Source organism: Streptomyces sp. NPDC002896 (assembly GCF_040295225.1).
Lineage (GTDB): Bacteria > Actinomycetota > Actinomycetes > Streptomycetales > Streptomycetaceae > Streptomyces.
The window spans coordinates 62,333-76,065 of record NZ_JBEOVA010000008.1 but is presented as its reverse complement, the minus strand read 5'-3'; the positions used below and the strand labels follow the sequence as shown (position 1 = coordinate 76,065).

Here is a 13,733-nt window from a genome sequence, read left to right as displayed (position 1 = left end):
CCACACTCGTTTACCTTTCAACTTCTTTAGGTAGAATCGACTCATGGAGACCGAGACGGCCACGCGCTGGCTGACGGATGCGGAGCAGTGCGCCTGGCGCACTCACCTGGAAGTCAACAGGCTGTTGATGTACCAGCTGGAGCGGGACCTGCAGCCGTTCGGCCTGACGATGAACGACTACGAGATTCTCGTCAATCTGTCGGAGGCCGAGGGCCACCGCATGCGGATGAGCGACCTGGCCGCCGCGACCCTCCAGTCCAAGAGCCGCCTCTCGCACCAGATCACGCGCATGGAGAACGCCCAGCTCGTGCGCCGCGAGAACTGCGAGTCGGACCGCCGCGGGCTGTATGCCGTGCTGACCGAGCAGGGGATGGAGACCATGCGGCGGGTTGCGCCGCACCATGTGTCGTCGGTGCGGCGGCACTTCATCGAGCTGCTCTCGCCCGAGGCGCTCGAGGAGCTCCATAAATCGCTCAGGCCGGTGGCGGAGCATCTGCGGGCGCAGCGGGGGAAGCCGTAGGGTGCCGTGCGTCGTGGGCACAACGCGGTAGGCGCCTCCCAACTAGTCGGCGGGAAGCCGGAGTTCGAAGTGCGCGCCCCCACCAGGGGCGCTTCGGACCGTCAGGGTTCCGCCGTGGCGTAGCGCCACATCCCTCGCGATCGCCAGGCCCAGTCCCGCCCCTCCGTCGTCCCGGGCTCGGGCGTCGTCGAGGCGTACGAACCGTTCGAAGATCCGGTCCCGTTCCCCCTCCGGCACGCCGTCTCCGTCGTCGGCGACCTCGAGCACGGCATGGGACCCCCGGGCCCGCACGGAGACGGTGACACGCGAGCGGGCGTGCCGTTGCGCGTTGTCCAGCAGGTTCCCCAGTACGCGGGCCAACTGCCCGCGCGACCCGGCCACCTCCACCTGCTCCAGGTCCGTCGCCACAGGGACGCGGTCGGCCGTCCGCTGGGAGAGCTCCTCGCGTACCAGCGCCGCCAGGTCCAGCCGGGTTCCGCCGGGCCGCTCCCCCGCGTCAAGGCGCGCGAGCAGCAGCAGGTCGGCGGCGAGCTGCTGCAGGCGTACGGTGTCCGCGACCGCTCCGTCGACGTCCAGCAGCCCGGGGTGGGCGGCGCCCACTTCGAGCTGGGTCCGAAGGCTGGCGATGGGGCTGCGCAGCTCGTGCGAGGCGTCCGCCACGAACCGGCGCTGGCGCTCCACGGAGGCCTCGAGCGCGGCGAGCGTCTCATTGGTGGTCCGCGCCAGGCGGGCGATCTCGTCGTGCGTATCCGGCTGCGGCACGCGCCTCGCGAGGTCCTCGGACGCCGTGATGGCGGCCATCTCGCGGCGTATGTCCTCCACGGGCCGCAGGGCGCGCCTGGTCACCAGCCACGTCACGGCGGCGACGACGGCGAGCAGCAGCGGGAAGCCGACGAACATGGCGGTCAACGCGGTGCGGACGGCGCTCTGCTCGGCGGAGAGGGGCGCGCCCGCGTAGACCGTGAGGGTGCCTTGTCCGTCCACCTCCACCTGGACCGCGGCGAACCGGTAGTCCTCGGTCTCGCCGTCGACCGTCGCCGAGCCCTCGGTGAAGGCGGCCTCCTCGGAGATCTCGCCCGCTTCGAGGGAGTCCTCGTCGCGCTCCTCCTCGTCATCGTCCGACGCCGGCACCGCCTCGGGCCGCACGGCGCCGTGGCCCGTACCGCTGATGCGCTCCAGGTCCTCGCTGACGGCGCGCAGCCGCCCGCGCTCGTCGAAGACCTGCACCGGGTCGTCGCCCTCCAGGTCCAGCCGGTCGAACGGCGTGTGACCCGCCAGATCGGCGGCCACCCTGCGCGCGGCCGACTCGGCCTGGCCGCCCGCCTGACCCGTCAGATTCGCGCGCAGCGCGAGGACGACGGCGGCGCCCGCGGCGACCAGTGCGACGGCGACGACGAGCGTCGCACCGAGCGTGGCTCTCGACCGTACGGACCCCAGGAGCCGCCTCACTGCGCGGCCTCCAGCCGGTATCCGGCGCCGCGCACGGTTCTGATGAGCCGGGCGCCCAGCTTGCGCCGCAGCGCGCTCACGTACACCTCGACGATGTTCGGATCGCCCTCGTACGCGAAGTCCCAGACGTGCTCGAGGATCTCCGCCTTGGACACGACCTCGCCGGCGCGCACCACCAGATGCTCCAGCACGGCGAACTCCTTTGCCGTGAGCGGGACTTCGTCCTCACCACGGAGCACCCGGCGGGCCGCGGTGTCGACCCGGAGCTCCCCCACCCGGTGCACGGGCGAGCCGCCCGCCCGGCCGCGCCTGCGCAGCAGCGCCTTGATACGGGCGACCAGCACGACGTACGAGAACGGCTTGGTGAGGTAGTCGTCGGCGCCCGTGTCGAGCCCCTCGGCCTCGTCGTACTCGCCGTCCTTCGCGGTGAGCATCAGGATCGGTACGTCGTGCCCGGCGGCGCGCAGGGCCGCGCACACCCGGTAGCCGTTCATACCGGGCAGCATGATGTCGAGCACGACGAGGTCGTACGCGCCCTCGCCGGCCCGGTGCAGTCCCTCGAGCCCGTCGTGGACGACGTCCACGGCGTATCCCTCGGCGGTCAGGCCCTTGGCGAGCGACAGGGCCAGCCGCCGCTCGTCCTCGACAATCAGCAGCCTCATGCGCACAGCCTCGCAAAGGGAACCTGAAGGCTTCTTCAGGTTCCTTCAGGGTGGCTTCAGCATCGCTCCGCCAGATTGGTCCTCGTCGCAACGAACGTTGCGAAGCCGTACGACTACGGGAGGAACCATCATGAAGCGCACCATCGTCATCGCCTGCGCCGCCGCGGCCCTCATCACCGGCGGGACCGTGACGGCCTTCGCGATCACGGGCGACGACGAGGCGCCGGCTCGCGAGTCGAGCGTGCAGATCAAGGACGACGGGCGGGACGACGCCGCGGAGGACGCCACCCAGGCGAAGGCCGCGCGGGTGACGGCCGCCGAGGCCATCGCCGCGGCGCTCGCGCACACGCCGGGGACGGCGGTCTCGGCCGACCTCGAGGACGAGCACCGGAGCCTGGTCTGGGACGTCGACGTCCTCACCAAGGGCGGCGAATGGCGCAGCGTCCAGGTCGACCCGGGTACGGCCAAGGTCCTCGGCTCGCATGTCGAGCACGAGGACGACGATGACGCCGCGCGTATTCGGGCGGCGTTGAACGGGGCGTCCGTGTCGGCGGCGGAGGCCGCGGAGGCCCTTGCCGGGCGGGGGGTCGTGACGTCCGTCGACGTGGACGACGACGGTACGGCTCGCGGCTGGGAGGTGGAGACGACCGCCTCCGACGGCGAGCGGGACTGGAACGTGGACCTGCGGTCCGGCGCGGTGACGGCTGACCGTCCGGACGACGACCGCGACGACGACTGAGCCGTCGCCCCGGCCTTGGCCTGCGCCCACGGGGAGCTGCGCTGAGGCCGTACGCGAGGGCACCCGCCGTCGTGGGTTGTGTCCACCCTCCCCCTGCTCTCGGCTTCGCTCGAGCAGGGGGACCGCCATCGCCTGGGGGTACCTCCCAGGCCCTTAAGGCACTGGGGGAGGAACGATTGCCCACAACGGTGATGGCCTGGGGCGCCACCCTGCCCGCCGCAACGGGCGAACCACCCACCGGGCGAAGGGCCGGCGTGGCGCCAGGAACCCGCCAGAAGCCGTCAGGACTCCGTAAGCCCCGCCACAAGTTCGTCCGCGGCCGCGTACGGGTCGAGCTCTCCCGCCACGATCCGCTCCGCCAGGGCGCTCAGGCGCCGGTCGCCGTGCAGGTCGCCGATCCGTTCCCGCAGCGTCGTGACCGCGATCGTCTCGACCTCCCCCGCCGCCCGGGCCAGCCGCCGTTCGGCGAGGACGCCCCGCTCCTCCATCCAGGCCCGGTGCTTCTCCAGCGCCTCGACGACCTCGTCGACGCCCTCCGCGCGCGCCGCCACCGTCTTCACGATCGGCGGCCGCCAGTCCCCCGGCGCGCGCGACTCCCCGAGCCCCAGCATGTGGTTCAGCTCGCGGGCGGTCGCGTCGGCCCCGTCCCGGTCGGCCTTGTTGACCACGTACACGTCGCCGATCTCGAGGATTCCGGCCTTCGCGGCCTGGATCCCGTCGCCCATCCCGGGCGCGAGCAGCACCACCGACGTGTCGGCCTGCGAGGCGATCTCGACCTCGGACTGGCCGACCCCCACCGTCTCCACGAGGACGACGTCGCACCCGGCGGCGTCGAGCACCCGGATCGCCTGCGGTGCGGCCCACGCGAGCCCGCCCAGATGGCCGCGCGTGGCCATGGACCTGATGTAGACGCCGGGATCCGATGCGTGCTCGGACATCCGCACCCGGTCCCCGAGCAGCGCACCGCCGGAGAACGGGGACGACGGGTCGACGGCCAGCACGCCGACCCGCTTCCCGGCCTTGCGGTACGCGGTCACGAGCGCGGACGTGGACGTCGACTTACCGACACCCGGCGACCCGGTGAGCCCCACGACGTACGCATGCCCCGTCAGCGGCGCCAGCGCCTCCATGACCTCCCGCAGCTGCGGGGACGCCCCCTCCACCAGGGAGATCAGCCGGGCCACGGCCCGCGGCCGCCCTTCCCTGGCCTGGGCCACCAGCGAGGCGACGTCCTGCATCACAGCTCCGTTCCGGGTCGTACCGACGAGACGTGTTCGTACAGGGGGACCAGCCCCGGTGAAAGAAAGGGGGTCAGCCCTTGGACACCCGCACGATCAGTGCGTCCCCCTGCCCGCCGCCACCGCACAGCGCGGCCGCACCCACGCCGCCACCGCGCCGCTTCAGTTCGAGCGCGAGGTGGAGCACGAGACGGGCGCCGGACATCCCGATCGGGTGACCCAGGGCGATCGCGCCGCCGTTGACGTTCACCTTTTCGGTAGACACCCCGAGGTCCTTCATTGACTGCACCGCGACGGCGGCGAAGGCCTCGTTGATCTCGATCAGGTCGAGGTCCTCGACCTCGAGCCCCTCCTTCTTCAGCGCGTGCTGAATGGCGTTGGAGGGCTGCGACTGCAGCGAGTTGTCAGGACCCGCCACGTTGCCGTGGGCGCCGATCTCGGCGAGCCACTCCAGGCCCAGCTCCTCGGCCCTGGCCTTGCTCATCACCACGACCGCGGCCGCACCGTCGGAGATCTGCGAGGCCGAACCGGCCGTGATCGTGCCGTCCTTGGTGAACGCCGGGCGCAGCTTGGCCAGCGACTCGACGGTCGTCTCGCCGCGGATGCCCTCGTCCTTGCTGAAGACGACGGGCTCGCCCCTGCGCTGCGGGATCTCCACGGGCGTGATCTCGGCCTCGAAGACGCCGTTCTTCTGCGCGGCGGCCGCACGCTGGTGCGACAGAGCCGAGAACTCGTCCTGCTCCGGGCGGGCGATGCCCAGCCGGGTGTTGTGCTTCTCCGTGGACTCGCCCATCGCGATGCCCTCGAAGGCGTCGGTCAGGCCGTCGTACGCCATCGCGTCGAGCATCTCGATCGCGCCGTACTTGAAGCCCTCGCGGGACTTCGGCAGCAGATGCGGGGCGTTGGTCATGGACTCCTGACCACCCGCGACGATCACGTCGAACTCACCCGCACGAATGAGCTGGTCGGCGAGCGCGATGGCGTCGAGCCCGGAGAGACAGACCTTGTTGATCGTGAGCGCCGGGACGTTCATGGGGATGCCGGCCTTGACCGCGGCCTGGCGCGCCGGGATCTGCCCCGCCCCGGCCTGCAGCACCTGGCCCATGATCACGTACTGCACCTGGTCGCCGCCGATGCCGGCGCGGTCCAGCGCGGCCTTGATTGCGAAGCCGCCGAGGTCCGCACCCGAGAAGGACTTCAGCGAGCCGAGGAGCCGCCCCATGGGCGTCCGCGCGCCCGCAACGATCACTGAGGTGGTACCGGTCGTTCCAGACATGAGACAGATCCCCTTCCGGCCGCAATGCCGAGGAGTGAACGAGGGTTTACTTGAATGTACTGACCGGTACCCACCCCGTCATCCGGCAGACGGTGTGATCGCGCGCACGTTGCGTAACCAACGCTGGAGCGCTGCACTGAATCCATGCTGACGCGAATCGACCACATCGGGATCGCCTGTTTCGACCTCGACAAGACTGTTGAGTTCTACCGTGCCACGTACGGCTTCGAGGTGTTCCACTCGGAGGTCAACGAGGAGCAGGGCGTACGGGAGGCCATGCTCAAGATCAACGAGACCTCCGACGGCGGCGCCTCGTACCTCCAGCTGCTCGAGCCCACCCGCGAGGACTCGACGGTCGCCAAGTGGCTGGCCAAGAACGGTGAGGGCGTGCACCACATCGCCTTCGGCACCGCGGACGTCGACTCGGACGCCGCCGACATCAAGGACAAGGGCGTGCGCGTCCTCTACGACGAGCCCCGCCGCGGCTCGATGGGCTCCCGCATCACGTTCCTGCACCCGAAGGACTGCCACGGAGTCCTCACGGAGCTGGTCACCTCCGCGGCCGCTGAGTCGTCCGGGCACTGACGTCCGTACTGCCTGTCCGACGGAGGCCGACCCCCGGACCCCGGCCGGGCTGCTGTTCCCGGGGCCAACCCCCGGACCCCCGCCCGTAAAAAAGCAGCTCGGCCCGGCCAAGCGGATGAGCTGGCCGGGTAGGGTTGGAGCGGCTCCCCGCTCGCCGGGGGGTCGCAGGCCGGGGTCCAGGTTTCGGGGGACGAGCGTCGGGGCAGCAGCCCATGCTCCGCCGTTGATCTGACACCATTCCCCGGGGGCCCCGTTCGGCGGATGGACGGTGCTCGTGTGGAGAGACTTGCGACCAGGGGACGGATGGGACCGCGCAGTGCGGGGCTACGAAAGCCAGGAGAGCGGGCGACGGCCTGAGGCCGATCATCTCTCTCGGTTCGAGGCCGAGATGGAGCGGCTGAAGACCGAGCGTGAGAAGGCCGTCCAGCACGCCGAGGATCTCGGCTACCAGGTGGAGGTGTTGCGCGCCAAGCTCCACGAGGCGCGCCGGAACCTGGCGTCCCGCCCTGCCTACGACGCCGCCGACATCGGCTACCAGGCCGAACAGCTTCTGCGTAACGCCCAGGTCCAGGCCGACCAGCTGCGTGCGGAGGCCGAGACCGCGCTGCGCGAGGCCCGAGCCCAGAACCAGCGCATCCTCCAGGAGCACGCCGAGCAGGCGGCCCGCCTCCAGGCCGAGCTGCACTCCGAGGCCGTGTCCCGCCGCCAGCAGCTCGACCAGGAGCTCGCCGAGCGCCGTGCCACGGTCGAGTCGCACGTCAACGAGAACGTGGCCTGGGCCGAGCAGCTGCGCGCCCGTACCGAGCAGCAGGCCCGCCGGCTGCTCGACGAGTCGCGCGCCGAGGCCGAGCAGGCGCTCGCCGCCGCCCGCGCCGAGGCCCAGCGGCTCACCGAAGAGGCACGTCAGCGGCTGGGTAATGAGGCGGACACCGCCCGTGCCGAAGCGGAAGCGATCCTGCGCCGCGCCCGCACCGACGCCGAGCGGCTCCTCAACGCGGCGTCCACCCAGGCCCAGGAGGCCACCGACCACGCGGAGCAGCTGCGCAGCTCCTCCGCGACCGAGTCCGAGTCGGCGCGCCGCCAGGCGTCCGAGCTGAGCCGCGCCGCCGAGCAGCGCATGGCCGAGGCCGAGACCGCGCTGCGCGAGGCCCGCGCCGAGGCGGAGAAGGTCCTCGCGGAGGCGAAGGACGCCGCGGCAAAGGCGCTCACGAACGCCGAGTCGACGAACGAGCAGCGCACCCGCACCGCCAAGGAGCAGGTCGCCCGCCTGGTGAGCGAGGCCACCAAGGACGCCGAGACCACCAAGGCCGAGGCCGAGCAGGTCGTCGCGGACGCCAAGGCCGAGGCCGAGGAGTTGATCGCCAAGGCCGCCGAGAAGGCCCGTTCGATCACGGCCGAGGAGACCGCGTCGCAGCTGTCCAAGGCCGCGCGCACCGCCGAGGACGTACTGAACAAGGCGTCCGAGGACGCCAAGGCGACCACGAAGGCCGCGACCGAGGAGGCCGAGCGGATCCGCCGCGAGGCGGAGACCGAGGCGGACCGGCTGCGCGCCGAGGCGCACGACATCGCCGAAGAGCTCAAGGGCGCCGCGAAGGACGACACCAAGGAGTACCGTGCCAAGACGGTCGAGCTGCAGGAGGAGGCGCGCCGGCTGCGCGGCGAGGCCGAGCAGCTGCGGGCCGAGGCGGTCGCCGAGGGCGAGCGGATCCGCAGCGAGGCGCGGCGCGAGGCCATCCAGCAGATCGAGGAGGCCGCGAAGAGCGCCGAGGAGCTGCTGGCCAAGGCGAAGGCCGACGCCGACGAGCTGCGCAGCACGGCGACGGCCGACAGCGAGCGGGTGCGTACCGAGGCCATCGAGCGCGCCACCGGCTTGCGCCGGCAGGCCGAGGAGACCCTGGAGCGCACCCGCGCCGAGGCCGATCGGCACCGCGCGGAGGCCGCCGAGCAGGCCGAGGCCACCACGGCCGAGGCGGAGCGGGCCGCGGGGGCCCTGCGCGAGGAGGCCGAGCGCGCCGTCGAGGCCCGGCGGGCCGAGGCCGCCGGCGAGCTGACCCGGCTGCACACGGAGGCCGAGGAGCGGATCGCCGCGGCCGAACAGGCGCTCAGCGACGCACGCGCGGAGGCCGAGCGCATCCGCCGCGAGGCCGCGGAGGAGACGGACCGGCTGCGCACCGAGTCCGCCGAGCGCATCCGTACGCTCCAGGCGCAGGCCGAGGCGGAGGCCGAGCGGCTGCGTGACGAGGCCGCCGCGGACGCCTCGCAGTCACGCGCCGAGGGCGAGGCCGTGGCGGTACGGCTGCGCAGCGAGGCCGCTGCCGAGGCCGAGCGGCTGAAGACGGAGGCCCAGGAGACGGCCGACCGCGTGCGCGCGGAGGCCGCTGCCGCCGCCGAGCGCGTCGGCGCGGAGGCCGCCGAGGCGCTGGCCGCCGCCCAGGAGGAGGCCGCCCGTCGCCGCCGCGAGGCCGAGGAGACCCTCGGCTCGGCCCGCCAGGAGGCCGACCAGGAGCGCGAGCGGGCCCGCGAGCAGAGCGAGGAGCTGCTGGCCTCCGCGCGCGCCCGTATCGAGGAGGCGCAGGCCGAGGCGGTCCGGCTGGTCGAGGAGGCCGACCGGCGCGCGACCGAGATGGTCGCGAACGCCGAGCAGACCGCCCAGCAGGTGCGCGACTCCGTGGCCGGGCTGCACGAGCAGGCCCAGGAGGAGGTCTCGGGCCTGCGCAGCGCCGCCGAGCACGCTGCGGAGCGCACCCGTTCGGAAGCGCAGGAGGAGGCGGACCGGGTCCGCTCCGACGCCTACGCCGAGCGGGAGCGGGCCGCCGAGGACGCTGCCCGGCTGCGGCGCGAGGTCGCGGAAGAGACGGAGGCCGCGAAGTCCCTGGCCGAGCACACCGTCTCGGAGGCCATCGCCGAGTCGGAGCGGCTGCGGTCCGAGGCCGCCGAGCACGCGCAGCGCGTCCGTACGGAGGCGTCCGACTCCATCGCGTCCGCAGAGCAGGACGCGGCGCGTGCGAGGGCCGAGGCCCGCGAGGACGCCAACCGCATCCGGTCCGACGCGGCGACCCAGGCCGACACGCTGATCGGCGAGGCCGTCAGCGAGGCGGAGCGGCTGGCCACCGAGACGGCCGCGGAGGCCGAGCGGGTCCGCGCGGAGTCCGTCGCCAAGGCCGAGAAGCTCATCTCCGACGCGTCCGGCGAAGCCGAGCGGCTGCGCGCCGAGGCCGCCGAGACCGTCGGGTCCGCGCAAGCGCACGCCGAGCGGATGCGCAGCGAGGCGGAACGCCTCAAGGCCGAGGCCGAGGCGGAGGCCGAGCGCCTCACGTCCGGGGCCCGCGAGGAGGCCGAGCGCACCCTCGACGAGGCGCGGCAGGACGCCAACAAGCGGCGCTCCGAGGCGGCCGCGCAGGTCGACAAGCTCATCACGGAGTCCACGGCAGAGGCCGAGAAGCTGACCGCCGAGGCCGCCGAGAAGGCCCACAAGGCCACCGCGGACGCCGAGGCGCAGGCCGACACCATGGTCGGCGCCGCCCGCAACGAGGCCGAGCGGCTGGTCACCGAGGCCACCATCGAGGGCAACACGCTGGTGGAGCAGGCCCGTACGGACGCCGACGAGCTGCTCGTGGGCGCGCGCCGGGACGCGGTCGCCATCCGGGAGCGCGCCGAGGAGCTGCGCGACCGCATCACCACGGAGATCGAGGAGCTGCACGAGCGCGCACGGCGCGAGTCCGCGGAGGCGATGAAGTCCGCCGGCGAGCGGTGCGACGCCCTGGTGAAGGCCGCCGAGGACCAGCTGGCCGAGGCGGAAGCGAAGGCCAAGGACCTGGTGGCGGAGGCCAACTCCGAGGCGAGCAAGGTGCGCATCGCCGCGGTCAAGAAGGCCGAGGCCCTGCTCAAGGAGGCCGAGCAGAAGAAGGCCGGGCTGGGGCGCGAGGCCGAGCGCATCAGGAGCGAAGCCGAGGCCGAGGCCACGCGCATGGTCGAGGAGGGCAAGCGCGAACTGGAGGTGCTGGTCCGCCGCCGCGAGGACATCAACGCCGAGATCTCCCGTGTCCAGGACGTGCTCGAGGCGTTGGAGTCCTTCGAGGCGCCGTCGGGCGCCAGGCCCGCGGCGAACGGCGGTCCGGGCGCCGCCGGCGTCAAGGCTGGCGCAACGGTCGGGGCGCCACGATCGGGTGGTAAGCCGTCGGAGGACTAGCCAGAACGGCCCCTTCCATGCTTTGTAGGGAGCTTCGGTGCTCTTGCTCGCAAGTGCTCCGGCCGTTAGCCACTCAAAAGGGGTGTCATTCTCCAGATCAAACGGGCATCTGCTCGATGACACGCCGTTTGGGCCCCTAGGATTCTCCCTATCACCTCACCGGTCTCATTCGACAGGAACCCCATGAGCGACACTTCCCCCTACGGCTTCGAGCTTGTGCGGCGTGGATACGACCGCGCTCAGGTGGACGAACGCATTTCCAAGCTCGTCTCCGACCGTGACAGTGCTCTGGCGCGTATCACGGCACTGGAAAAGCGCATCGAGGAGCTCCACCTCGAGACGCAGAACGCCCAGGCCCAGGTGAACGACGCCGAGCCGTCGTACGCAGGTCTCGGCGCGCGCGTCGAGAAGATCCTGCGCCTCGCCGAGGAAGAGGCGAAGGACCTGCGCGAGGAGGCCCGGCGCGCGGCAGAGCAGCACCGCGAGCTCGCCGAGTCGGCGGCCCAGCAGGTGCGTAACGACGCAGAATCGTTCGCTGCCGACCGCAAGGCCAAGGCCGAGGACGAGGGCGTTCGGATCGTCGAGAAGGCCAAGGGCGAGGCCTCCACGCTGCGCGCCGAGGCGCAGAAGGACGCGCAGTCCAAGCGCGAGGAGGCGGACGCCCTCTTCGAGGAGACCCGTGCGAAGGCCGCGCAGGCCGCTGCCGACTTCGAGACGAACCTGGCGAAGCGCCGCGAGCAGTCCGAGCGCGACCTCGCGTCGCGTCAGGCCAAGGCCGAGAAGCGGCTCGCGGAGATCGAGCACCGCGCGGAGCAGCTGCGGCTCGAGGCCGAGAAGCTGCGGACGGACGCGGAGCGCCGCGCGCGGCAGACCGTCGAGACGGCGCAGCGCCAGGCCGAGGACATCGTCGCCGACGCCAACGCCAAGGCGGACCGGATCCGGTCGGAATCGGAGCGCGAGCTGGCGGCCCTCACGAACCGCCGCGACTCCATCAACGCGCAGCTGACCAACGTCCGCGAGATGCTCGCGACGCTGACGGGCGCCGCGGTGGCCGCGGCCGGCACGCCGACGGAGGACGAGCCGATCTCGCGGGGCGTCCCGGCCCAGCAGACCCGCTGACGCTGATCGGGTACGTGCCCCGCACCGCGGTCCGCGGTGCGGGGCACGTTCGCGTCCAGCCCCCGGTACGGGGCAACCAGGGGCGCCCTAAAACAGGCGCCCCAAAGGCCGGCGCCATAGCGTGGTCGCATGATCGAGCTCGCCGGACTCACCAAGCGCTACGGCGAAAAGCTGGCCGTCAACAACCTCACCTTCACCGTCGCCCCAGGCATGATCACCGGCTTTCTCGGGCCGAACGGCGCCGGCAAGTCCACCACCATGCGCATGGTGCTCGGACTCGACCGCCCCACCGCGGGCGACGTCCGCATCGACGGCATCCACTACGACCAGCTCAAGGACCCGCTGAAGTACATCGGCGCCCTGCTCGACGCGAAGGCCGTGCACGGCGGCCGCAGCGCCTACAACCATCTGCTCTGCCTCGCACAGAGCAACGGCATTCCCAGCAAGCGGGTGCGCGAGGTCCTCGACACGGTGGGACTCACGGCCGTCGCCAGAAAGAAGGCCAAGGGGTTCTCGATGGGCATGGGGCAGCGGCTCGGCATCGCCGCCGCGCTCCTCGGCGACCCGCCGATCCTGATGTTCGACGAGCCGGTCAACGGCCTGGACCCCGAGGGCATCCACTGGATCCGGAACCTCATGAAATCCCTAGCGGCCCAGGGCCGTACCGTCTTCGTCTCCTCGCACCTCATGAGCGAAATGGCGCTCACCGCCGACCACCTGGTCGTCATCGGCCAGGGCCGGCTCCTCGCCGACACCTCCATGGCCGACTTCATCCAGCAGAACTCCCGCTCGTACGTACGGCTCCGCTCCCCCCAGCGCGAGCAGCTGCTCGACGCGCTGAGCCGGGCCGGGATCAGCGCCGTCGAGGTCGGCAACGGCGCCCTCGAGGTGGACGGCGGCAAACCGGAGCTGCTCGGTGAACTGGCCGCCCGGCACGGGATCGTCCTCCACGAACTCAGCCCCCAGCAGGCCTCGCTCGAGGCGGCGTTCATGCGGCTCACCGCCGAGTCCGTGGAGTACCACGCGCACGCGGACACGGGCGCTACGAGGCCGTCGCCGCCGGAGCAGGAGCCCGGTTGGGGTGCCGGATGGCACCAGCGGAAGGAGCGTTGACCATGGCCGCGATCCAGGTCGTCAGGTCGGAGTGGACCAAGATCCGGTCGGTGTCGTCCACGGTGTGGACCCTCGGTCTCGCCGCTGTCGTCACGATCGCTCTCGGGACGCTCATCAGCATCCTGTCCAGGCGCGAGTTCGACAGTCTGGGAGCCCGGGAACAGCTCTCCTTCGACCCCACCTTCGTCAGCTTCGCCGGGATGAGCCTCGGTCAGCTGGCAATGATCGTCTTCGGCGTCCTCGTCGTCTCCAACGAGTACAGCACCGGCATGATCCGCACCTCGCTCGCCGCCGTCCCCCAGCGCGGCACCTTCCTCTTCGGCAAGATCGCCGTCGCCACGCTCCTCGCCTTCGTCGTCGGCCTCGCCACCAGCTTCGTCGCCTTCTTCCTGGGCCAGGCGATGCTCGGCACGCACGCGGCGTCGATCAGTGACCCGGACGTCCTGCGGGCGGTCATCGGCGGCGGCCTATACATGACGCTCATCGCGATGTTCTCGATGGGAGTCGCGGCGATGCTGCGGGGCCCGATGCTGTCGCTCGGCATCCTGATGCCGTTCTTCTTTCTGATCTCCAACATCCTGGGCAATGTGTCGGCGACGGAGAAGGTCGGCCGCTATCTGCCGGACCAGGCGGGCAGCAAGATCATGCAGGTGGTCACGCCGTTCGGTGACGACACCCCGTACGGGCCCTGGGGCGGGCTCGTAATCATGGTGCTGTGGGTGGTGGCGGCCCTGGTCGGCGGGTATGTGGTGATCAAGAAGCGCGACGCCTGACCAACTCTCCGCCCCCGGCGGCCTTTCCCCCTGTCACACGAGTGGAACCGTCAGCGCCCCGTTAAGCTCC

At 71.7% G+C, this 13,733-nt stretch carries 11 protein-coding genes; 7 read left to right on the top strand and 4 right to left on the bottom strand.

The window, feature by feature from the left end; genetic code table 11:
• Nucleotides 1-43 precede the first annotated feature (43 nt).
• A complete protein-coding gene (locus tag ABT009_RS16295) occupies nt 44-520 on the top strand; it encodes a MarR family winged helix-turn-helix transcriptional regulator (protein ID WP_351294224.1) in 477 nt (158 codons plus the stop codon).
• A 42-nt stretch (nt 521-562) separates the two neighbouring features.
• On the opposite strand, the gene ABT009_RS16290 is transcribed toward ABT009_RS16295, so the two are convergent.
• Both ABT009_RS16290 and ABT009_RS16285 read right to left on the bottom strand, forming a co-directional pair.
• Nucleotides 563-1,969, bottom strand: a complete 1,407-nt coding sequence (locus tag ABT009_RS16290) for a sensor histidine kinase (RefSeq protein ID WP_351294221.1) — start codon at nt 1,967-1,969, stop codon at nt 563-565.
• The gene (locus ABT009_RS16285) at nt 1,966-2,631 is read right to left on the bottom strand and encodes a response regulator transcription factor (RefSeq protein WP_351294218.1); all 666 of its coding nucleotides are present in this window, start codon (nt 2,629-2,631) and stop codon (nt 1,966-1,968) included. The genes ABT009_RS16290 and ABT009_RS16285 overlap by 4 nt, the downstream gene beginning before the upstream one ends.
• A gap of 130 nt (nt 2,632-2,761) precedes the next feature.
• Here ABT009_RS16285 and ABT009_RS16280 point away from each other — a divergent pair, with 130 nt between their 5' ends.
• The gene (locus ABT009_RS16280) at nt 2,762-3,370 is read left to right on the top strand and encodes a PepSY domain-containing protein (protein WP_351294215.1); all 609 of its coding nucleotides are present in this window, start codon (nt 2,762-2,764) and stop codon (nt 3,368-3,370) included.
• A gap of 281 nt (nt 3,371-3,651) precedes the next feature.
• Here ABT009_RS16280 and meaB read toward each other — a convergent pair whose 3' ends face one another.
• Together meaB and ABT009_RS16270 are read right to left on the bottom strand one after the other, a co-directional pair.
• Entirely contained in the window at nt 3,652-4,608 is a 957-nt protein-coding gene (gene meaB / locus ABT009_RS16275; protein ID WP_351294212.1) for a methylmalonyl Co-A mutase-associated GTPase MeaB, read from the bottom strand.
• A 73-nt stretch (nt 4,609-4,681) separates the two neighbouring features.
• Nucleotides 4,682-5,884: an acetyl-CoA C-acetyltransferase gene (locus tag ABT009_RS16270; RefSeq protein ID WP_351294209.1), complete on the bottom strand. Its 1,203-nt coding sequence runs from the start codon at nt 5,882-5,884 to the stop codon at nt 4,682-4,684.
• A gap of 144 nt (nt 5,885-6,028) precedes the next feature.
• Here ABT009_RS16270 and mce point away from each other — a divergent pair, with 144 nt between their 5' ends.
• From mce to ABT009_RS16245, 5 genes are all read left to right on the top strand, one after another.
• Nucleotides 6,029-6,469, top strand: a complete 441-nt coding sequence (mce, locus tag ABT009_RS16265) for a methylmalonyl-CoA epimerase (protein ID WP_351294206.1) — start codon at nt 6,029-6,031, stop codon at nt 6,467-6,469.
• 316 nt (nt 6,470-6,785) lie between these two features.
• Nucleotides 6,786-10,658 carry a polarized growth protein Scy gene (scy, locus tag ABT009_RS16260; RefSeq protein ID WP_351294203.1) on the top strand — a complete coding sequence of 1,291 codons (3,873 nt, stop codon included), beginning with the start codon at nt 6,786-6,788 and terminating at the stop codon, nt 10,656-10,658.
• A 183-nt stretch (nt 10,659-10,841) separates the two neighbouring features.
• Nucleotides 10,842-11,777: a coiled-coil domain-containing protein gene (locus ABT009_RS16255; protein ID WP_351294201.1), complete on the top strand. Its 936-nt coding sequence runs from the start codon at nt 10,842-10,844 to the stop codon at nt 11,775-11,777.
• Nucleotides 11,778-11,906: 129 nt separating this feature from the next.
• Entirely contained in the window at nt 11,907-12,890 is a 984-nt protein-coding gene (locus ABT009_RS16250; RefSeq protein WP_351294198.1) for an ABC transporter ATP-binding protein, read from the top strand.
• 2 nt (nt 12,891-12,892) lie between these two features.
• Nucleotides 12,893-13,663: an ABC transporter permease gene (locus tag ABT009_RS16245; RefSeq protein WP_351294195.1), complete on the top strand. Its 771-nt coding sequence runs from the start codon at nt 12,893-12,895 to the stop codon at nt 13,661-13,663.
• Nucleotides 13,664-13,733: the final 70 nt, after the last annotated feature.